We start from the raw sequence: 23,488 nt of genomic DNA on the forward strand, positions 1-23,488 counted from the left end.
CCTACCGTCTCCGCCCGTTCCCGGGCGGCGAATCACACCACACCGCGCAAGTCGACCGCCCCCGCCCACCGGTCGGTAATCTTGTTCCGAGCGTGCGGTTACCGGATGATTACCCCCCGCGAGAGAAACCGTGCCAGGCTGCCGACACCCAGTCGCGTCCGCTTTCCGGTACGGAGGCAACTCGTTGTCGGGCTATTCGATATCGCAGGCCACCATTCCCGCGCCACGACAGATAACGTCCACCTATTCCCTGCTCCACCTACTTCATCCCGTCGACGATTCCGTACTCCACTTACCGGCGACGAACCCGCAGCTGATCGAGGAGGTCGTCGCCCGCGTCGGCTCCGGGGCGACCGGTTGGGCCATCGAGAACAGCCGGCTGTTACTCGCCGAGTTGGCCGAGGAACCGTTCGCCCGCTTCGATCGCAAGTCGTGCGGTGAAACCCGGTTGGTCGAGGCGATCGCGCTGTGGGTCGTCCTGCGACTCAGCGGCGTGCGGGCCATCACTGGTCTGCTCTCCGCCGAACTCACCAACGCCATCCGGGAACGGATCGCCGACAACACGACCGTCGACCTCCTGCTCCGCTACGTCCGGGCCACGCACGCGAACTTCACCCGCGAGTTGTTCGAGTTCCGCGAGACGATGATCCCCGCCGAGGACCAGCCGGCCATGATGCGCTCCATCTCGGCCGACCTGTTCGAGGGCATGGAGACCCTGTCCGCCTCGGTGACCGAGAAGTTCGCCACCGAACGCAACCGCTGGTTCGCCGGATCCGTGGGCGAGCGCTTCGAGTTGGTCTCGGCGATCCTCAAGGGCAAGCCGATCGACACCCGCAAAGCGCTGCACCAGCTGCGCTACGACCTGACCCTGCATCACGTCGCGCTGATCCTGTGGCAGGACGAGATCACCCCGGACAGCAGACGCGACCTGGAGACGACCGCGCTGCGCCTGCTCGACCAGGTGGGCTGCTCCTCGATGTTGCTGCTTCCGGCGGGCCCGGGACGCCTGTGGGCATGGGGTGGGCGCGCCACCGACCATCCGGGCGAACTGCGGCGCTCCGCCAAGCCGATGGACCTGCCCGCACACGTGCATGTCGCCTCGGGTCTGCCCGGCGACGGCATCGCGGGCTTCCGGCGCTCGCACCAGCAGGCGATCACCGCCGAGCGGGTCGGCCGCATCACCGAGCCCGGCCCGTCGAGGTTGTGCGACTACGGCGACCTGGAACTGGTCATCCTGCTCGGCAACGACGCCGATGCCGCCGCCGACTTCGTACGCCGCGAACTCGGACCGCTCGCCGCCGACAACCGCACCATGGCCGCGTTGCGCGAGACCGTGCGGTGCCTGCTGGACAACGAGCGGGGTGTGGCGACCACGGCCAAGCACCTGCACATCGCGAAGAACACCGTGGTGTATCGGGTCAAGAAGGCGGAGCAGTTGCTCGGGCGGTCGTTGCGCGAGGACCACCTGCGCCTGCACTTCGCGCTGTACCTGGCGGAGCGGCTCGGCTCGTCCGTACTGGCCAAACAGGGCCCTGCGGCGGGACTGGAGCACTCGATTCGGGCGGTGTCCTCATGAGCGGTGGTGGGCGCGGGATGAACGGCGGTCGGGAGACGGACGGCGGTCGGGACATGAACAAGGACGAGAAGCTGCTGGACTATCTCAAGTGGGTCACCACCGACCTGCACAAGGCCCGAAGCCGGGTCGAGGAGTTGGAGTCGAGCCGAACGGAACCCATCGCGATCGTGGGCATGGGCTGCCGTTACCCCGGGAACGTGTCCACGCCCGAGGAGTTGTGGCGCCTGGCCGCCGACGGCGTCGATGCGATCTCGGGTTTTCCCACCGACCGCGACTGGGACGTCGAGGGCGGATACGACCCGGACCCCGACGCCATGGGCAAGTTCTACGCGCGGGAAGGCGGATTCCTCGACGACGTGAAGGGATTCGACGCGGCCTTCTTCGGCATCTCGCCGCGCGAGGCACTGGCGATGGACCCCCAGCAGCGACTGCTCCTGGAGACCACCTGGGAGGCCATCGAACGGGCCCGGATGGACCCGCGATCCCTGCGCGGCAGCGACACCGGGGTGTTCGTCGGTGTGATGTACACCGGCTACGCCTCGACGGTCAGCGCGTCGGCGACCGGCGTCGAGGGCTACGCGATGACGGGAATGCTGACCAGCGTCGCGTCCGGTCGGCTCTCCTACGTCCTGGGCCTGGAGGGGCCGACGGTCAGCATGGACACGGCCTGCTCGTCGTCCCTGGTGTCCATTCACCACGCCGTCACCGCGCTGCGCAACGGCGAGTGCTCGCTGGCACTCACGGGCGGCGCGATGGTGATCCCGGTGCCGGACGGCTTCGTCGAGTTCTCCCGGCAGCGCGGACTCGCGCCCGACGGCCGCTGCAAGGCGTTCGCGGCAGCGGCGGACGGCACCGGGTTCTCCGAGGGTGTCGGGATGCTGGTGCTCGCCCGGCTGTCCGACGCGCGGCGGCTCGGCCATCCGGTGCTCGCGGTGATCCGGGGCAGCGCGGTGAACTCCGACGGCGCGTCCAACGGCCTGACCGCGCCGAGCGGTCCGGCGCAGCAGCGGGTGATCCGTCGCGCACTGGCGAACGCCGGCCTCTCCCCTGCCGAGGTCGACGTCATCGATGCGCACGGCACGGGCACGATGCTCGGCGATCCGATCGAGGCGCAGGCGCTGTTGGCGACGTACGGGCAGTCGCGGCCGGCTGGCGAGCCGCTGTTGTTGGGCTCGTTGAAGTCGAACATCGGACACACGCAGGCCGCGGCGGGGGTGGCCGGGGTGATCAAGATGGTCATGGCCATGCGCCACGGCGTGGTGCCCAAGACGCTGCACGTGGACGCGCCGACACCCGCGGTGGACTGGTCGTCCGGGGCGATCGAGCTGGTCACGGAGCAGCGCGCGTGGCCTTCGACCGGACGGCCGAGGCGGGCGGCGGTGTCGTCGTTCGGGGTGAGCGGGACGAACGCGCATCTTGTGGTCGAGCAGGCGCCGGTCGACGATCCGGAGCCGGTGGAGCCGGCCGCCGGGTCGGTGTTGCCGGTGGTTCCGGTGGTGTTGTCGGCGCGGTCCGCCGGGGCGTTGCGGGCGCAGGCGGAGCGGTTGGTGTCCGTGGTGGACGGCGTCGACGGTGCGTCGTTGCCGGATGTGGGCTTGTCGGCGGCGGTGTCGCGGTCGATGTTCGAGCACCGTGCGGTCGTGGTGGCCGGGGATCGGGACGAACTCGTCTCGGGGTTGCGGGCGTTGGCGGCCGGTGAGTCGGCGGCGGGGGTGGTGTCCGGGCCGGTGGGCGAGGGGCGTCTGGCGTTCCTGTTCACCGGTCAGGGGGCACAACGTGGCGGCATGGGCCGGGAGTTGTACGACGCCTTCCCGGTGTTCGCGGCGGCGTTCGACGAGGTCTGTGGTCACTTCGATGCCGTGTTGCCCGGGATGGTGAAGGACGTCGTCTTCGGGGACGGCGAGGGGCTGGATCAGACCGGGTGGACCCAGCCGGCGTTGTTCGCGGTCGAGGTGGCGATGTTCCGGCTGCTGGAATCGTGGGGCGTACGGCCCGACTTCGTGACCGGGCACTCGATCGGGGAGTTGGCCGCCGCGCATGTCGCGGGTGTGCTGAGCCTGGCCGACGCGTGCCGGGTCGTCGCCGCTCGCGGGCGGTTGATGCAGGCGTTGCCGGCCGGCGGGGCGATGGTCGCGGTGCGGGCCACCGAGGCCGAGGTACGCGAACTGCTGCGCGGGCATGAGGACCGGGCCGGGGTCGCGGCGGTCAACGGGCCGACGTCGGTGGTGATCTCCGGCGCCGAGGACGTGGTCCTCGCGGTCGCGGACGCCCTGCGCGAGCGCGGCCACAAGACGAACCGGCTCACCGTCAGCCACGCCTTCCACTCGCCGGCGATGGATCCGATCCTCGACGAGTTCGCCGGTGTTCTGGATTCGGTCGAACTCGGCGAGCCCGGCATTCCCATGGCGGCCGACTCGGCCGAGGTGCGCTCGGCGCGGTACTGGGTCGACCACGTCCGCGAGCCGGTGCGCTTCGCGGAGCACATCGCCCGCCTGCGGGAGCAGGGCGCCACGCGGTTCCTGGAGATCGGCCCCGACGGAGTGCTCACGGCGCTGGGCCCGGATACCGCGCCGGACGGGTTGTTCGTCGCCCTCCAGCACCGCGACCGCGCCCAGGCCCGTACGGCTCTCACCGCGCTCGCGCGCCTGCACACCCACGGGCACACCGTCGATTGGCGACGCCTGTTCGCCGACACGAACGCCTCGCTCGTCGATCTGCCGACCTACCCCTTCGAGCACCGGTCGTACTGGCTGGACGGCACCTCCCCCGGCGGACGCCGGACCACCGGTCTCGGGCTGATCACGCCGGAGCACCCGCTGCTGACGACCGCCATCGAACTCGCGGGCGGCGCCGGGCTCGTGCTCACCGGTCGGCTCTCCCTGCACACCCATCCCTGGCTCGCCGACCATCGCGTCGACGACACCGTGACGCTGCCTCCGGCGGCTCTGGTGGAGTTGGCGGTCCGGGCCGGCGACGAGGTCGGCTGCTCCGGCGTCGCGGATCTGACGACGCGTGCTCCGCTGGTCGTCCCGGACAGCGGCGGAGTGCAGGTGCAGGTGACCCTGGGGGCGCCCGACGAGGACGGTTGTCGACCGGTCACGATCGGCTCTCGGCCGGATCGGGACGAGCCGGGCGCGGCATGGGTGGTGCACGCCGGCGGGCTGCTCACCGAGCCGGCGCCGGCGCCGCTGATCTCGCTGGCCGCCTGGCCCCCGGAGGACGCGGTCCCGGTCGAGCTGGACGACCTCTACGCGCGGCTGGACGGCAAGGGTCGCTCGTACGGGCCGGTGTTCCGGGGGCTGCGGGCGCTGTGGCGGCAGGGGGCGGATCTGTTCGCCGAGGTGCGGCTTCCCGACGACACGGACCCGGACACGTTCGGGATCCATCCGGCACTGCTCGACGCCGCGCTGCACGCGTTGCTCGCGGTGGGGCAGGACGTCGCCGAGCTGTCGTGGCGCGGGTTCGACCTGTACGCCGCCGGTTCGCGTGCGCTCAGGGTTCGGATCAGGCCCGGGGAGCGGGACGGGTTCCGGGTGTGGTTGGCCGACGAGGCGGGTGAACCGGTCGCCGAGGTGCGTGCGTTGCGGCGTCGGCGGGCTCCCGTCACCCGCCGGCACGACCGGGTGATGGCGAACTCCCTCTTCCACACGGCGTGGTCGCCGATCACCCTCCCCGACCCGGACGACCTCGACCCGACCGGCTGGGCCGTGCTCGGGGATTCGCCGCCTGTCGGGCACGCGCGACGTGTCGGGCAGGTCGCGGAGGCCGCCGGGGACGTCCTCGTCGCGATGATCGACGAACCGGCCGGGGCGGATCTGGCGGACGCGGCGCACCGGGCCACTGGGCGCGCGCTGGAACTGGTCCAGGAGGGGCTGGCGTTCGGCACCTCCCGCCTCGTGGTGGTGACACGCAACGCGGTCGCCACGCACGAGTACGCGGACGTCGAACTCGGCTCGGCCCCGGTCTGGGGTCTGGTCAGGTCGGCCCAGGTCGAGAACCCGGGGCGGATCACGCTGATCGACGTCGACGACAGCCCGGCCAGCGCCGCACGGCTCGGCGCGGCCATCGTGTCCGGGCACGAGCAGGTGGCCATCCGTGGCGGGCACGCGAGTACTCCCCGGTTGGCCAGGGTGTGCCCGGAGGCCGTGGCCGGGCCGGAGTTGAAGCCCGACGGCACGGTCCTGGTCACCGGCGGAACGGGCGCGCTGGGCGCGCTGTTCGCCCGCCACCTGGTCACCGCGTACGGCGTGCGGAACCTGGTCCTGACCAGTCGACGCGGGCCGGACGCGCCCGGGGCCCGGGAGTTGCGAGACGAACTCGCCGCGCTCGGCGCCCGGGTCACCGTCGTCGCGGCCGACATCACCGACCGCGACGCCGTGAACCGGCTGCTCGCCGCGATCCCCTCGGAGCACGCGCTGACGGGGATCGTGCACACCGCCGGTGTCATCGACGACGGCATCGTCACCGCGCTCACGCGCGAACGTGTCGCCTCCGTACTGCGGCCCAAGGTCGACGCCGCGCTGCATCTGCACGAGGCGACCCTCGACGACGACCTGGCCATGTTCGTGCTGTTCTCCTCCGTCGCCGGTGTGGTCGGGTCGCCGGGGCAGGCGAACTACTCGGCCGCCAACCAGTTCCTGGACGCGCTCGCGCAACACCGTCGGGCCAACGGGCTGCCGGCCCACTCGCTCGCCTGGGCGGCATGGGCGCAGGAGCACGGCATGGCGTCCCGATTGTCCGAGGTGGACCGCGGTCGCGCGACGCAGGCCGGCCTGCGGCCGATCGAACCGGCCGAGGGCCCCGACCTGTTCGACGCGGCGCTGGTGGCCGTGCACCCGACGACGGTGCCGATGCATCTCGACATCGCCCGGACCGAGCGGCAACCCGGCCCGGTCATGCCCGTGTTGCGTGGCCTGGTGCGCACGTCGGCCCGGCGGATGATCGCCGCGACGACTCAAGACACCGGGCACCTCGCGGAGCGCCTGGCCCCGCTCGACGACGCCGGTCGGCGCGAACTCCTGCTCGACCTGGTGCGCGTGGCCGTGGCCGCGATCCTGGGCCGCCGCGGCACCGACCACATCACCCCCGGCGTCGTCTTCACCGAGTTGGGCTTCGACTCGCTGACCGCGGTCGAGTTGCGCAACCGGCTGGAGGGCGAGACGGGGCTGCGCCTGCCGCCGACCCTGCTGTTCGACCACAACACCCCGGCGGCGCTGATCGATTGCCTTCTCGCCGAACTCTCCAGTCGAGCCGACTCTCCGGCGCGCTCCACCGTGGACTTCGCGGCCGAGGTGCGGCTGGCCGAGGATGTGGTCCCGGCCGCCGAGGTCGTCGACGTGGTCGCCGATCCGGGGCGGGTGTTCCTCACCGGAGCGACCGGATTCGTCGGCGCCTTCCTGCTCCGGGACCTGATGCGCGAGACCCGGGCCGTCGTGCACTGCCTGGTCCGGGGTGCCGACGAGGCGACCGCGCTGGAGCGGCTGCGGGCGAATCTGAGCTGGTACGGCATCTGGGACGACATCGATCGGGGCCGGCTGTCGGTGGTCACCGGCGACCTCGCCGAGCCGCGCTTCGGGCTGGCTGCCGAGCGGTACGAGCACCTGGCCCGTGAGGTCGACGTGGTGTACCACGCGGGCGCGACGGTGAACTGGCTGCACCCGTACACGTCGTTGAAGGCGGCCAACGTGACCGGTACGGAGGAGGCACTGCGGCTCGCCGCGCTGTACCGCACGGTTCCGCTGCACTACGTGTCCAGCACGGGCGTCTTCGCCCGCCCGGCACCCGGCGGCGCCGGGCTGACCCCGCAGGATCCCACCGGGCCGCCGGAGGAGTTGACCAACGGGTACCGGCAGAGCAAGTACGTCGCCGAGAAGGTGATCGCACTGGCCCGGGAACGCGGCCTGCCCGTGTCGATCTACCGCGCCGACGTCGTCTCGGGTGCGCAGACCAACGGCGCCTGCCAGACCCGCGACTTCGTCTGGCTGAGCCTGAAGGGAAGCCTCCAGGCCCGGGCGGTGCCGGTGGGGGCGAACGCACTGTTCCCGATGGTGCCGGTGGACTACGTCGCCGCGGCCGTGCTGGCACTGTCCCGCACGACGACCGGGCGCACGTTCCACCTGTTCAATCCCGTGGCGATCGGATTCGCCGACATGGTGGTGCAGTTGCGGGCTTCCGGCCATGTCCTGGACGAGGTGTCCTGGGACGATTTCGTCGCCGGTGTGCGTGCCGATCGGGACAACGCGCTGTTCCCGACGATCGACATCTTCCGGAGCTACATGACGGCGGGCGAGGCGCTGTACATGCGGATGGATGTGCACGCGACGGAGGCCGCGTTGGCCGGTACCGGCATCTCCTGCCCGGAGATCGACGCGGAACTGTTCGGCAGATACGCGGAGTTCTTCGCCCGGGTCGGGTACTTCCCGACGCCCGCGCGGGTCGGGTAGGGCGGGTCGGGCCGCTGGCACACGGAACACGGAACACGGCACACGGCACACGGCACACGGCAAAGGGTCCGCCGGGGCATCGAAGCCCCGGCGGACCCTTGGTCGTTCGGTGCTACCGGCCGTCGAGGAACTGGAAGAGTTCCTCGTCCGTCGCGGCGGTGACGTCCAGCTTGGCGTCGGGGCGGTCGACCGAGTCGCGGAACGTGCGCAGCTTCAGCAGCAGGCCCTCGATACGATCGGCGATCTCGTCGCCGTCCGGACCGGTCGCCGAGTCCATGGTGAGCGCCGATTCGACCCGGTCCAGCTCGACCAGTACCGACCCCGCCGGCGCCTGGCCGCGAACCGCGAGCGTACGGACCAGTTCACGGGCCACCGCGGCGGCCGTGGGGTGGTCGAACACCAGCGTCTGGGCCAGCCGCAGGCCCGTCTCGGCGCCGAGCCGGTTGCGGAACTCGACGGCGGACACCGAGTCGACGCCGAGGTCGGAGAAGGCCCGGTCGGGGTCGACCACGCGGCCCGCCGGGTACTGCAACACCTCGGCCATCCGGGTGCACACCAGGTCGAGCAGTACCTCGTAGCGGCCGTCCTCCGGCAGGCCGGCCAGGCGGTCCGACACCGGAACGGGGCCCGAGCCGGCCGGTGCCCGTCGCGGCGTTCGGGCCGCGACCTCGCGTCCGGCCAGGCGGCGCAGCAGCGGCGGTACGTCAGCCTGGGCGCGTACCTGGGCCAGGTCGAGGGCGACCGGGACCAGCGTCGGCTCGTCCATCCCCAGCGCGGCGTCCAGCAGCGCGACGCCCTCCGCCGAGGAGGACAGGGTCACCCCGAGCCGGGCCAACCGGGCCAGGTCGACGTCGGTCAGCCGCTCGGTCATCGTGCTGCGCTCGGCCCACATGCCCCAGGCCAGGGACACAGCGGGCAGCCCTCGGGCCCGCCGGTGGTGCGCGAGGGCGTCCAGGTAGGTGTTGCCCGCCGCGTAGTTCGCCTGGCCGGCCGGGCCGATCAGGCCGGACATCGAGGAGAACAGCACGAACGCGGACAGGTCGAGGTCGCGGGTCGCCTCGTGCAGGTTCCGGGCGGCGACGATCTTGGGGTTCAGTGCCGCGTCGAGCCGCTGCGGGGTCAGTTCGGTGAGGACCCCGTCGTCCAGGACGCCGGCCGCGTGCACGACCGCGGTCAGCGGGGCCTCGGCCGGGATGTCGGCCAGGACCCGGGACAGCGCGGCACGGTCGGTCGTGTCGCAGGCGGCCAACACGACCTCGGCGCCCGCCGCGGTCAGTTCGGCCGCGAGTTCCGCGCCCCTCGGGGAGTCCGCGCTGGCACGGCTGACCAGCACCAACCGCCGCACCCCGTGCGTGGCGACCAGGTGGCGGGCGACGACCACGCCGAGCGTGCCGGTCCCGCCGGTGACGAGCACCGTCCCGGACCCGAACGCCGTTGCGGGCGCGGTGCCGGAGCCGACCTCCGCGCGGACGAGCCTGGGTACCAGTACCCGGCCGGACCGCACGGCCAGTTGTGGCTCCTGCGGGATCAGCGCGGCGAGGGTGTGCCACGGCGGCGACTCGGAGTCCGTGTCCGTGTCCGCGTCGGTGTCGACGTCGACCAGGCCGAATCGGCCCGGGTTCTCGGTCTGCGCGGACCTTACGAGACCCCATACGCCCGCCTGGGCGAGCCCGTCGACCGGATCCTTCGCGTCGGTGCCCACCGCTGCCCGGGTCACCGGGACGAGCGTCCCGGAGGCGTACCGTTCGTCGGCCAGCCACTCCTGCATGACCGCGAGCACCGCGCCGGTGACCTCCCGGGCGTCCGATCCGACCGGACAGCGCAGGAACACCACGCCCGGGTCGGCGGGCACCTCCGCAAGGGCGGAGACGAGCGTCCACCGGGCGGCGGGCAGCGTCGACGGCATCGGCTGCGTCGGCGACCAGTCCACCCGGAACATCGACTCCGCGGGCGTGCCCCGGCCGCCGGCCGGCATCCGCCGAAAGCGCAGGCCCTCGACCGACGCCACCGGCGCGCCGGTCGGGTCGGCGAGCACGATCGAGACCGTATCCGGGCCGGCCGGCGACATCCGCAGCCGCAGCGCGGACGCGCCGACCGCCGACAGGGACACGCCGGACCAGGCGAACGGGAGCACGGCGCCGTCCATGCCGGCCAGGAACGATCCGTACCAGACCGCGTGCAGCGCCGCGTCGAGCAGCGCCGGATGCAGGCCGAATCGCTCCGCGTCCACCATCGACTCCGGCGGCGGGGCGATCTCGGCGAACACCTCGTCCTCGCGCCGCCACACCGCCGCGAGCCCCCGGAATGCCGGGCCGTAGTCGTAGCCGCGTGCGGCGAGGTCCGCGTACACGTCGCCGATCGCGACCTCCTCCGCCCCCTCCGGCGGCCACTCGGCGGCCTCGAACACCGCCGGTTCGGCCCGCTCGACCAGCGAACCGGCGGCGTGCCGGACCCACTCGCCGTCGTCCTCGTGCCGGGCGTACACCGACACCGCACGCCGGCCCGACTCGTCGGCGTCCTCGACCACGACCTGGACCCGGGCCCCGCCCCGCTCACCCAGGACCAGCGGGGTGTGCAGGGTCAGTTCGTCGAGCAGGTCGCAGTCCACCTCGCGGGCGGCGCGCAGCGCCATCTCCACGAACGCCGCACCGGGTACGATCACCCGGCCGAGGACCGCGTGGTCGGCCAGCCAGGGGTGGGTTGCCAGGGACAGCCAGCCGGTCAACACCGCACCGCCGGCCTCGGGACGGGCCAATACCGCGCCTAGCAACGGGTGTTCGCCGGCGGCCAGGCCGACCGCCCGCAGGTCGCCCGGCGACGCGGGGGCGTCCATCCAGTAGCGGTCGTGCCGGAAGGCGTAGGTCGGCAGGGCCACGGTGGTCGCGCCGGTGCCGGCGAACACCCGGTGCCAGTCCACCTCCACGCCGTGCACGTGTGCCGTGGCCAGCGCGGTCAGCACGGTGTGCGGTTCCGGACGGTCGGCGCGCAGCACCGGCACCGCGAAGGCAGCCGCGTCCCGTTCGGGGGACGTGGTGAGGCAGCCCTCGGCCATCGTGCTCACCGCGGCGTCCGGGCCGATGCCGACGAAACGGGTGACGCCGTCGTGCTGCAACCGGCGGATCGCTGCGGCGAATCGCACCGGCTCGCGGACCTGGCGCACCCAGTACTCGGGCGCGCAGACCGTCTCCGCCGTCAACGGGTCGCCGGTGACGGTCGACACGATCGGCAACACGGGTTCGTGGTAGCCGACTTCGGTGAGAACCTTCCGGTAGGACGCCAACATCGGGTCCATCAGGGGCGAGTGGAAGGCGTGGCTGACCCGCAGGCGCCTGGTGCGGCGGCCCAGGGAGGCGAAGTGTTCGGCGAGGCGCAGTACGGCGTCCCACTCGCCGGAGACGACCACCGACTCGGGTCCGTTCACGGCGGCGATGCCGGCCGGGCCGTCCGCCGAGGCCGCCGCGACCTCGTCCTCTGTGGCCTGGATGGACACCATCGCGCCGCCCTCGGGCAGCCGTTCCATCAGCAGTCCGCGAGCCGCCACGACGCGGCAGGCGTCCTCCAGCGTCCACAGGCCCGCGACGAAGGCCGCGGACAGTTCGCCGATGGAGTGTCCGGCCAGGACCTCCGGACGCACGCCCCACGAGCCGAGCAGCCGGGTCAGCGCGACCTCGATCGCGAACAGCGCGGGTTGCGCCCAGCCGGTGCGGTCCAGCAACTCCGCCGCGTTCTGCGGTTGTTCGAGGAGGAGGTCGCGCAGCGGGCGGTCGAGCAGGCCGTCGAAGCCGGTACACACCTCGTCCAGGGCCGTCGCGAAGGCCGGGAAGGCGGCGTACAACTCGCGGCCCATGCCGAGGCGTTGGGTGCCCTGGCCGGCGAAGACGAACGCGGTGCGGCCGGGGTGGGCGACGCCGCGCAGGACGCCGGGACCGGATCCGCCGGCGGCGATCTCCCGCAGACCGGAGCGCATTTCGTCGCGATCCCCGGCCACGAACGCGGCCCGATACTCGAACGCCGTCCGGGTGGTGGCCAGCGAGAAACCGGCGTCGAGCGGGTCGATGTCGTCGGCCGTGGACAGCAGTCGCGCGGCCTGGCGGGCGGGCGCGTCGGGGGTGGGGCCGGAGAGGATCAGCGGGACGAGCGGCAACTCGGTGCGGGTCGGCGGCGCGGCCGGTTCGGGCTCCGGGGCCTGCTCCAGGATCAGGTGTGCGTTGGTGCCGCTGATCCCGAACGAGGACACCGCGGCCCGTCTCGGCGTGCCCGTCACCGGCCATTCCCGACGCTCCGTCAGCAGCCGTACCGTGCCCGTCGACCAGTCCACATGCGAGGACGGGGTGTCCACGTGCAGCGTCCTCGGGAGCACGCCGTGGCGCAGCGCGAGCACCATCTTGATCACGCCGCCGATCCCGGCGGCGGCCTGGGTGTGGCCGATGTTGGACTTCAACGAGCCCAGCCACAGCGGACGGTCGCGGTCGAGGCCGTAGGTGTCCAGGACGGCCTGGGCCTCGATCGGGTCGCCGAGGCCGGTACCGGTGCCGTGTGCCTCGACCGCGTCCACGTCGGACGGCGACAGGTCGGCGTCGTCGAGCGCCTGGCGGATCACCCGCTGCTGGGCCGGGCCGTTCGGGGCGGTCAGTCCGTTGGAGGCGCCGTCCTGGTTGACCGCGCTGCCGCGGAGCACGGCCAACACCGGGTGCCCGAGCCGCCGGGCGTCGGAGAGGCGTTCCACCAGGAGCATCCCGACGCCCTCGGCCCAGCCCGTGCCGTCGGCCGAGTCGGCGAAGGACTTGCAGCGCCCGTCGGCGGCCAGTCCGCGGTGTCGGCTGAACGCGACGAGCATGCCCGGCGTGGACATCACGGTGGCGCCGCCGGCCAGGGCCATGGTGCACTCGCCCCGGCGCAGGGAGCGCATCGCCAGGTGCAGGGCGACCAGTGACGACGAGCACGCGGTGTCGACGGTGACGGCGGGGCCCTCGAATCCGAGGGTGTAGGAGATCCGGCCGGACGCGGCGCTGTTGGCGGTGCCGGTGAGCAGGTGTGCCTCCGCGCCGCCGACCGCTTGGTGCAGCCGGGGGCCGTAGTCCGGGGCCATCGCCCCGGCGAACACCCCCACTCCGGCGCCGCGCAGTGAGGCGGGGCGGATCCCGGCGCGCTCCAGCGCCTCCCAGGAGGTTTCCAGGAGCAGGCGCTGCTGTGGGTCCATGGCCGTCGCCTCGCGGGGCGAGATGCCGAAGAACTCGGGGTCGAACTCGGTGGCGCCGCGCAGGAATCCGCCGCGGCGCGTGTAGGTGCGGCCGGGGGTGTCGGGGTTCGGGTCGTAGAGCGTGTCGAGGTCCCAGCCCCGGTCGGCGGGAAATTCGCCGATCGCGTCGCCGCCGGCGTCGAGCAGTCGCCACAGGTCCTCGGGGGAGCCGATGTCGCCGGGGAATCGGCAGGCCATGCCGACCACGGCGATCGGTTCGCGGGTCGCCTGTTCGGCGTCGCGCAGCCGCTGTTTGGTCTGCTGCAACTCGGCCGTGACCCGCTTGAGGTATTCCACCAATTTCTCTTCGTTGCTCACAAGCGCTCCGTTCGGGGCGGGCCGAGTTCTCAGGACAGGCCGAGTTCGCCGTCGATGAGGTCGAACAGTTCGTCGAGCTCCAACCCGCTCAACTCGGGCACGGGCAGGGTGGGTTGCTCGGGTTGCCCGGGTCGCCCGGGTCGCCCGGGTCGCGCGGCCGGCTTCGCCGGGGCGAGTGCCGTGCCGAGGTGGCCGGCGAGGGCCGACGGGGTCGGGTAGTCGAAGACCAGCGTGGCGCGCAGACGCAGTCCGGTGACCGCGCCGAGTCGGTTGCGCAGGTCCACCGCCGTCAGCGAGTCGAATCCGAGTTCCTTGAAGGTGCGACCGGGGGCGATCGTGCCCGGGGTGCCGTGGGCCAGCACGGTGGCGGTGTGTTCGCGGACCAGGTCGAGCAGCGCCTCGGCGCGGTCCGCGTCGGGCATTCCCGCCAGGCGGTCGGCCAGGGAGGCGACGTCGGCGGTCGTGCCGACGGCCGCCTCCGCGCGCCGGACCCGTTCGCGGATCACGCCGCGCAGCAGCGCCGGTACCGGGCCCTGTGCGTGGATCGCGGCCTGGTCGATCCGGGCCGGGACGAGCAGGGCGGCGCCGGAGGAGATCGCGGCGTCGAACAGGGCCAGGCCGTCGGCCGAGGTCAGCGGGGCCACGCCGGCGCGGCGCAGCCGGCTCAGGTCGGTGTCGGCGAGGCGGCCGGTCATCCCGCCGGGTTGCGCCCACAGTCCCCAGGCGAGCGAGAGGGCGGGCACGCCGTGGGCGGCGCGGTGTTGGGCGAGGGTGTCCAGGAAGGTGTTGGCGGCGGCGTAGTTGGCCTGTCCGGGCAGTCCGAGGGTGCCGGCGACCGAAGAGAACAGCACGAACATGGACAGGTCGAGTTCACGGGTCAGTTCGTGCAGGTTCAGCGCCGCATCGACCTTCGGTCGCAGTACGCGGGCCAGTTGCTCGGGGCGCATGGCCTCGATCACGCTGTCGTCGAGCAGGCCGGCGGCGTGCACGACGCCGGTCAGCGGGTGTTCGGCGGGGATCGACGCCAGCAGCGCGGCCAGCGCGTCCCGGTCGGCGACGTCGCAGCCGACCGCGGTCGCGGTGGCGCCCGACTCGGCCAGTTCGGCGACGAGTTCGGCGGTGCCGGGGGTGTTCGGCCCGCGTCGGCCCGCCAGCAGGAGGCGGGTCACGCCGTAGTGGGCGACCAGGTGGCGGGCGAACAGGGCGCCGAGCGTGCCGGTGCCGCCGGTGATCAGTACGGTGCCCGCCGCGAGGTCGGGGCGCGGCGCGGATGTCCCGGTGACCCGGGCCAGCCGGGGGATCAACGAACGCCCCTTGCGCAGGGCCAGTTGCGGCTCCGCGCCGGCCAGGGCCAGGGGCAGCGCGGTGGTCGAGGCTTCGTGGCCGTCCAGGTCGACGACGACGAAGCGGTCCGGGTGTTCGCGTTGGGCCGAGCGCACCAGGCCCCACACGCCGGCGCCCGCCATCCCCGCTGCGGCCGCCTCGGCGGACTCCACGACCATCGCGTCGCGGGTGAGCAGGACCAGCCTCGACGCGGCACAACGTTCGTCGGCGAGCCAGTCCTGGATCAGGCGCAGCGCGCGGCCGGCCACGGCATGCGCGCCGGCGGCGGTGGGCTCGCCGGTCAGCGGGGCGAGCACCAGGTCCGGGATGGGCCCGGCGGCGGCGAGCGTGTCGAGGTCGGGGTGGGTGGGCCCGCCGAGCCCGAGGTCGTCTGCGCCGATCAGCGCCCACGGGCCGCTCTCGGGGGCGGCCTCCGGCAGGCGGGCCTCGATCCAGTCCACGCGGAACAGCGCGTCGGCCGGCCCGGTGATCGGCGTGCCGGCCGGGATCGGCCGCAGGGCCAGCGATTCCACCGACGCCACCGGCGCTCCGGTGCCGTCGGCGAGCCGCAGTGTGACCGTGTCCTCGCCGTCGGGTGTGATCCACACCCGCAGGCCGGTCGCGCCGCCGGCCCGCAGCGACAAGCCCTGCCAGGAGAACGGCAGGCGGGTGTCGGGGGCGTCGCCGACCACGGCGTGCAGCGCGGCGTCCAGCAGGGCCGGGTGCAGCCCGAACCGGCCCGCGTCCGCCTCGATTCCCGGCGGCAGCGCGACCTCGGCGAAGATCTCCGTGCCGCGTCGCCACCAGGCGCGCAGGCCCTGAAACGCCGGGCCGTAGTGGTAGCCCAGCTCCGTCCAACGCGCGTAGTCGCCGTCCCAGTCGACCGCGACCGCGCCGGGCGGCGGCCAGGCGGTGAGGTCGAACTCCTCGGCCGGGCCGTGGTCGAGCAGCCCGCTCGCGTGCCGGGTCCAGTCGCCGGAACCGTCGCCCGGGCGCGCGTGGACGGCCAACGGTCGGCGTCCGGACCCGTCCGGCTCGGACACCGTGACCCGGAGGTCCACCCCGCCGTGCGCCGGCAGCACCAGCGGGACCTCGCAGGTGAGTTCGGCCAAGCGGTCGCACCCGACCTCGTCGCCGGCGCGGATCGCCAGTTCGACGAACGCGGTGCCGGGCAGCAGGGCCGTGTCGCCGAGACCGTGGTCGGCCAGCCAGGGGTGGGTCCGGCGGGAGAGCCGGCCCGTGAGCAGGACACCTCCGGAGTCCGGCAGTTCGATCACGGCGCCAAGGAACGGGTGCCCTGCGGAGACCAGTCCGGCCGCCGCGACGTCCGCCGCGCCGCCCTCGGGCGTCGGTTCGAGCCAGAAGCGGCGCCGGCGGAACACCGTGGTGGGCACGTCGATCCGCCGCGCGTCGGGGAAGACGGCCCGCCAGTCGGGGGCCGCTCCGCGTACGTACGCCTCGGCCAGCGAGGACAGGAAACGCGCGATGCCGCCCTCGTCGCGGCGCAACGAGCCTACGGCCACCGCGTGTTCCGCCACGTCCCCGATCGCCGACGTGAGTACCGGGTGCGGGCTGACCTCGACGAACAACGAGTGCCCGCGTTCGGCCAGCACGTCGACGGTCTCGGCGAAGCGGACCTGTTCGCGGAGGTTGCGGTACCAGTAGCCGGCGTCGAGGGCGGTGGTGTCCAGCGGGCCGGCGGTCACCGTCGAGTAGAAGGGGATCACGGACGGGTGCGGAGCGGTATCCGCCAGCACCTTGGCCAGTTCATCAGCTATTGCGGCTACTTGCGCCGAATGGGACGCGTAGTCCACCGGAAGTCGTTTGACCCGCACCTCGGCGGCCTCGCACTCGGCGATCAGCTGCTCCAGCACGTCCACGTCGCCGGAGACCACGACCGCCCCCGGGCCGTTGACCACCGCCGTCGAGAGCCGACCGGCGTGGCGGCGCAGACGTACGGCCACCTCGTCCTCGGACAGCGCGACCGAGACCATGCCGCCCGCGCCGGACAGCGCCAGGATGGCCCTGCTGCGCAGCGCGACGACCCTGGCCGCGTCCGCCAAGTCCAGCGCACCGGCAACGCATGCGGCGGCGATCTCGCCCTGCGAATGGCCCACCACGGCGGCCGGTTCGATCCCGTAGGAACGCCAGAGCGCGGCCAGCGACACCATCACCGCGAACAAAACGGGCTGGACCACGTCCACCCGCTCCAGCGCGGCGGGGTCGCGCAACACGTCGAACAGGTTCCAGTCCACATGGGGCGCGAGCGCCTCCGAGCAGGCCCGCATCGAACGGGCGAACACGGGTGCGTCGTCGTGAAGTTCGGTGGCCATGCCGACCCATTGGGAGCCTTGGCCGGGGAAGACGAAGACCACGCCGCCCGACGCCCGCGCGCTGCCGCGCACGAGGGTTGGGGTGTCCGCGCCGGTGGCGAGTGCGCTCAGGCCCAGACGGCGCGCGGCCGGGTCGGCTGTGATCACGGCGGCGCGGTGCGGCAGGCCGGAGCGGGCGGTGGCCAGGGAGAAGCCGGCATCCGCCGGGTCCGCGTCGGGATCGGCGTCCAGGAAGGACAGCAGCGCGTCGGCCTGCGCCGCCAGCGCGTCCTCGCTGCTCGCGGAGAGCACCCACGGGAGCACGCGCGCACGGGAGCCCCCCGGCGCAGCGCACACGGAGTCCGTCACATCGCACACAGGTTCCGCCGCATCGCACCCGGGCTCCGGTGCCCGCCCGCTCCTCGCGGCCTGCGCACCCTCCGATGCGCGTGCCGACTCGCCCACCGGCCCCGAGCCCGCCTGCGGCTCGCCCTGTTCGAGGATCACGTGGGCATTGGTCCCGCTGATCCCGAACGACGACACCGCGGCTCGGCGCGGCCGTTCGGTCGACGGCCACTCGCGCGTCTCGGTCGCCAACTCCAGTCCCCCGCCGGCCCAGTCCACATGCGAACTCGGCTCGTCGGCGTGCAGCGTCCTCGGCACCACGCCGTGCCGCAGCGCCTGCACCGTCTTGATCACGCCCGCCACCCCGGCGGCGGCCTGGGCGTGGCCGATGTTGGACTTCAGCGAGCCCAGGAGCAGCGGGCGGTCCGCGGCCCGGCCGCGCCCGTATGTGGCCGCCAGGGCCTCGGCCTCGATCGGGTCGCCGAGGGTCGTCCCGGTCCCGTGTGCCTCGACCACGTCGACGTCCGTCGCGGCCATCCCGGCACCGGCCAGCGCCCGGCGGATCACCCGCTCCTGGGCGCGCCCGTTCGGCGCGGTCAGCCCATTCGACGCACCGTCCTGATTGATCGCGCTGCCCCGGACCACGGCCAACACCCGGTGCCCGTCGCGCCGCGCGTCCGACAATCGTTGCAGCACCACGATCCCGGCACCCTCGGCCCATCCGGTACCGTCCGCGCCCGCCGAGAACGCCTTGCATCGGCCGTCCTCGGCCAACCCGCGCTGCCGGCTGAACTCCACGAACATGCCGGGACCGGACATCACCGCGACCCCGCCGGCCAGCGCCAACGAGCACTCCCCCGCCCGCAACGCCTGCGCCGCCAGGTGCAGCGCCACCAACGACGAGGAGCACGCGGTGTCCACGGTGACCGCGGGCCCCTGGAGGCCCAGCGTGTAGGCGATCCGACCGGACGCGACGCTGATCGTGCTGCCGGTGAGCCGATACCCGTCCGACTCGGCGTGCGCGGCGTGCAGCGGCGGGCCGTAGTGCTGCGCCATCGCCCCGACGAAGACCCCCACGGATGTGCCGCGCCGGCCGACGGGATCGATGCCGGCCCGCTCCAGCGCCTCCCAGGACGTCTCCAGGAGCAGACGCTGCTGCGGATCCATCGCCAGCGCCTCCCTCGGCGAGATGCCGAAGAACTCCGGGTCGAACAGGTCCGCGTCGTGCAGGAATCCGCCGTGCCGGGTGTAGGACGTGCCCGCCCGGTCCGGGTCGGTGGCGTGGAGCCGGTCGAGGTCCCAGCCCCGGTTGTCGGGGAACTCCGTGACGGCGTCGGTCCCTTCCGTCACGAGCCGCCACAGGTCCTCCGGCGACGCGACTCCGCCGGGCAGCCGGCACGCCATCCCGACGATGGCGATCGGCTCGTCGCCGTCGGACACGGTTTCACCGGCATCGCTCGACCGCTCGTCGCCGGAGACCAACGCCCGCAGGTGCGCAGCGAGTTCCGACACCGTCGGATACCCGAACAACAACCCCGCCGGCAGCACGAGCCCCGTCGCCGCGCCCAACCGGTCCCGCAGTTCCACGGACGACAACGAGTCGACCCCGAGGTCCTTGAACGTACTGTCCGGATCCACCGCGTCGCCGCCCGAGTAGCCGAGCACGACCGCGACGATCGACCGCACCAGGCCGAGCATTTCCGGTCCGGCCGGGATCACGGCCGTGACCCCGGCCGGACCGGTCACCGCAGGCTCCGCGTCGGGTGCGACGGCCCGAACCGCGGACTCGGTGAGCCAGTGGCGCTCGCGCTGGAAGGCATAGGTGGGCAGGGCCACCGTACGCGCCTCGCGCAGCGCGAACACGCGGGGCCAGTCCACCTCGACCCCGCGCACGTGCACCTCGGCGAGCGAGGTGAGGAATCGCGCCGGCCCGCCCTCGCCCCGGCGCAGCGAGCCGGCGACCGCCCCGGAGCCGGTCCCGCCCTGCTCCATCGTGTCCCGCAGCGCGGGCAGCAGCACGGGGTGCGGGCTGCATTCGACGAACACGCCGTGTCCGTCCCGGATCAGCGCCCGGGTCGCCCGCTCCAGTTCCACGGTCCGCCGCAGGTTGCGGTACCAGTACGCGGCGTCCAGTTCGGTGGTGTCGAGCAGGTCGCCGGTCACCGTCGAGTAGAACGGCACGGACGAGGGCATCGGCCGGATCCCGTCGAGGACGGTGTGCAGCCGCTCGCGGATCTGCTCCACCTGCGCCGAATGGGACGCGTAGTCGACCGCGATCCGTCGGGTCTCCACGCCCTCCTCGGTCCACCGCGCGATCAGCGCGTCCAGCGCGTCGGGATCGCCGGAAAGCACCACCGACGACGGGCCGTTCGCCGCCGCGATCGACACCGCGCCGCCGTACTCGGTGATCCGCTCGCGCACCGCGTCGGCCGACCGCAGCACCGACACCATCGCACCGCCGCCGGAGAGCCCGCACAGGGCCCGGCTGCGCAACGTCACCACCCGCGCGGCGTCGTCGAGCGAGAGCGCCCCCGCCACACACGCGGCGGCGATCTCGCCCTGGCTGTGTCCGACCACGGCGGCCGGCTCGACCCCGCACGAGCGCCACAACCGGGCCAGCGACACCATCACCGCGAACAACGCGGGCTGGACCACGTCCACCCGTTCCAGCGCGGTCGGATCGCCCAACACCTCGCGCAGCGACCAGTCGACATGCGGTGCGAAGGCCTGCTCGCAGTCCCCGATCGAGGCAGCGAACTCCGGGACCGATTCGATGAGTTCGAGCGCCATCCCGGCCCATTGCGCGCCCTGACCGGGGAAGACGAACACGACCTTTCCGGTCGCCGCGGCCTGCCCCTCGACCACCCCCGCGACGGCCGCGCCGGCGGCGAACTCGGCCAGGCGCCGCCGTAGTTCCGCCGGGTCGGCGCCGACCACGACCGCGCGGTGCCGGAAGGCGGTCCGGGTGGTGGCCAGCGAGCGGCCGATGTCGGCGGCCGACGACACCTCCTCGGCGAGGAACGTGGACAGCCGGTCGGCCTGACCCCGAAGCGCCGCGGCGGTACGGCCCGCGATCGGCCACGCCACCGCGCCCCCCGCCGGCGGCCGACCGATCGAGAAACCGATCTTCGAGACCGGGAGCGGTGCTTCCGTCAACACCAGATGGCAGTTGGTGCCACCCATCCCGAACGAGCTGACCCCCGCCACCAGCGGCCGGTCCGGCTGCGGCCACGGCGTCGGCGCGGTCTGCACCCGCAGGCCGAGCTCGTCGAGGGGGATCTCCGGGGGCGGCGCGACGAAGTGCAGGCTCGGCGGCAACATCCGGTGGCGGATGCTCAATGCCACCTTGAGCAGCCCGGCGATCCCGCCCGCGCCCTCCAGGTGGCCGATGTTGGTCTTGACCGAACCCACCCGCAGCGGCGCGCCGGGCCGGCGGACCCGGCCGCCCAGCGCGGCGCCGAGCGCGGCGGCCTCGATCGGGTCGCCCACCTTCGTACCACTGCCGTGCAGTTCCACGTATTGCACGGCGCGCCGGGTGATGCCGGCCCGCCGGTACGCCTGGCGCACGACCTCCTCCTGGGCGGACCGGCTCGGCACGGTGAGGCCGGTGTGTTCGCCCTCGCCCGCGCCGTCGTTGTTCATCGCGCCGCCGGAGACGACGCAGTAGATGTCGTCACCGTCGGCGAGCGCGGCGTCCAACGGCTTGAGCACCACCGCGCCGCCGCCCTCGCCGCGGACGAAGCCGTTGGCGCGGGCGTCGAAGGTGTGACACCGACCGTCGGGGGACAGGCCGCCGAACCGTGCCGCGCCGAGTGTGGTCTCGGCCAGGATGTTCAGGTTCACCCCGCCGGCGACGGCCGTCGTGCACTCGCCGCGCCGCAGGCTCTCGCAGGCCAGGTGTACCGCCACCAGCGAGGAGGACTGCGCGGTGTCCACGGCCAGGCTCGGGCCGCGCAGGCCCAGGTGGTGGGAGACGCGGTTGGCGATGATGGAGCGGCGGGTGCCGGTCATCGTGTGCCGGTCGATCCCGGCCGCGCCGAGCCGGTCCTGCAGCGCCGCGTAGTCGTCCCACATGACGCCGACGAACACCCCGGTGTCGCCGCCGGCCAGGCGGGCGGGCACGATCCGCGCGTCCTCCAGGGCCTCCCAGGCCAGTTCCAGCATCAGCCGCTGCTGCGGGTCCATCGCCGCCGCCTCGCGCGGCGAGATCCCGAAGAAGGCGGCGTCGAACCGGTCGATGTCGGCCACGAACCCGCCGACGCGGTGCGGAGGTTCCGCGCCGCGCAGGCGGTCCTCGGGAGCCTCCCCTATCGCGTCCGTCCCGTCCCGCAACAACCGCCAGAAAGCGCGGCCGTCGCCGGCCCCAGGCAACCGACAAGCCAACCCGACCACGGCGATCCGTCTCATATTCCCCAGTCAACGCCGTGTACCCGCGGAACGGCTTGTTCCTCCGGCCCAAAGTGCGCCGGCGAATCTGGTGAGCGAAACCAACAGGGGAATTCCGGGCGGACCACATTCCCAAAGACAACGTCGGTATTGCCCGACGGCCACCGGACCCTCCCGGTCGCCGAGCAATACCGACGCATTCGATATCTACTTCGATGGAATCCGAATCCGTCGCCGAATCCCTCGGCGAATCCCCCGGCGATTGCCTCGACGAATCCCTCAGTAGAGGAGGGTGACCGCCGGGTGGATGTCCAGCGCCGCGCGGCTGTAGTCCTCCAGGATGATCGGCGCGTTGAGCGCGGTGTGCCGGCTCATCACCGAGATGTCCCGCCACAGCCGCTGGAGCGGGTTCGACAGGGCGAACGAGCTGCCGCCGACCACGTCGAGCATGCGCTCCACGGCCGCGCGCGACTTCTCCTGGGCGGAGCGCTGGTGCATGCGCAGCCGGGCCCGCTCGGCCCACGGCATCGGCGCGGTCTCCGGGATCCCGTCGAGCGAGCGGCCGATCTCGCGCAGGTGCAACTCGGCGGTCTCCACCAGGTGGGTGGCCTCGCCGAACCACATCTGCACCGACGGCGCGTCCACGGCCGCCTCGTAGTTCACGTAGGTGATCGGCCGCTTCTTGTCCAGCGCGCCCCGGGTGACCTCGAGCGCGCCCCGTGCCGCGCCGACGATCGCGGCGAGCGACTGCGCGCTGCCTTGGACGAGCATGCTGTCCCGCTCGTCCTCGCCGACGAGGTCGGTGAGGCTGAACGCGGCGGCGTGCCGCTCCGGGAGGAACACGTCCTCGGCGACGACCGTATGCGTGCCGGAGCCGCCCAGGCCGGCCGAGTGCCAGGTGCGCTCGATCCTCAGGTCGCTCATCGGCACGACGCCGCCGACCAGTTCCGCGGTCTGCTCGTCGCCGTCGTACACGTGCACGACCGGGATGTAGGCCCAGTCGGCGATCTCACAGCCCGAGCTCCACGGGAAGGTGCCGGTGATCCGCCACCCGCCGTCGGTCTTCCACGCCTTGGTGGTGCTCAGGTGGGCCGTGGAGATCACGTACGCGTCGGGGTTGCCCTCGAACATGTCGGACAGCGCGGTCTCCGGCATCCCGTTCAGCGCGAACCGGGTGGAGGCGGTGTCGATGGACAGGTTCCAGGCGGCCGAGCCGCACGCCCGGCCGACCTCGGCGACGATCGTCAGCAGCTCCGGCATGCGCAGGTCGTAGCCGCCGAACCGGGTCGGCGTGGTGAGCCGGAACAGCCCGGCGTCGCGCAGCGCGACGACGACCTCCTCGGCGAGCCGCCGGTCCTCCTCGGTCTTCGCCGCGTGCTCGCGGATCAGCGGGGCGAGTTCGCGGGCACGGGTCACGAGTTCGGCCGGGTCGACCGAGGGCGCGGCCGTCTCCTCCGCCCGCTCACTGGTCACAGTTGTCACGAAATCCTCCTGCGATCGGGGGTCGCCGGCGGGCCCGGGCCCCGATCGGGGCGGGCTCACGCAC

Annotated in this window: 4 protein-coding genes and 1 pseudogene; 2 read left to right on the top strand and 3 right to left on the bottom strand. The window is 73.1% G+C overall.

Features of this window, described 5'->3' with window-relative positions; translation table 11 throughout:
• Positions 1 to 184: 184 nt before the first annotated feature.
• Both ACMXN5_RS01185 and ACMXN5_RS01190 read left to right on the top strand, forming a co-directional pair.
• On the top strand, positions 185 to 1,576 hold the full coding sequence (locus tag ACMXN5_RS01185; RefSeq protein WP_439673568.1) for a PucR family transcriptional regulator: 1,392 nt from the start codon (positions 185 to 187) through the stop codon (positions 1,574 to 1,576).
• The gene (locus tag ACMXN5_RS01190) at positions 1,573 to 8,019 is read left to right on the top strand and encodes a type I polyketide synthase (protein WP_439673569.1); all 6,447 of its coding nucleotides are present in this window, start codon (positions 1,573 to 1,575) and stop codon (positions 8,017 to 8,019) included. The genes ACMXN5_RS01185 and ACMXN5_RS01190 overlap by 4 nt, the downstream gene beginning before the upstream one ends.
• A gap of 112 nt (positions 8,020 to 8,131) precedes the next feature.
• Here the strand turns inward: ACMXN5_RS01190 and ACMXN5_RS01195 are convergent.
• The 3 genes and pseudogenes from ACMXN5_RS01195 to ACMXN5_RS01205 all read right to left on the bottom strand — a co-directional run.
• Positions 8,132 to 13,549, bottom strand: a pseudogene (locus ACMXN5_RS01195) (SDR family NAD(P)-dependent oxidoreductase); the annotation flags it as partial.
• A 56-nt stretch (positions 13,550 to 13,605) separates the two neighbouring features.
• Positions 13,606 to 21,963, bottom strand: coding sequence for a type I polyketide synthase (locus ACMXN5_RS01200; protein WP_439673570.1), 8,358 nt, complete (start codon positions 21,961 to 21,963; stop codon positions 13,606 to 13,608).
• A gap of 258 nt (positions 21,964 to 22,221) precedes the next feature.
• Positions 22,222 to 23,424 (bottom strand): acyl-CoA dehydrogenase family protein, encoded by a 1,203-nt coding sequence (locus tag ACMXN5_RS01205; RefSeq protein WP_439673571.1) that lies wholly within the window; start codon positions 23,422 to 23,424, stop codon positions 22,222 to 22,224.
• Between the last annotated feature and the right edge of the window lie 64 nt (positions 23,425 to 23,488).

It is taken from the genome of Embleya australiensis (assembly GCF_051903075.1).
In the GTDB taxonomy this organism is placed as follows: domain Bacteria; phylum Actinomycetota; class Actinomycetes; order Streptomycetales; family Streptomycetaceae; genus Embleya.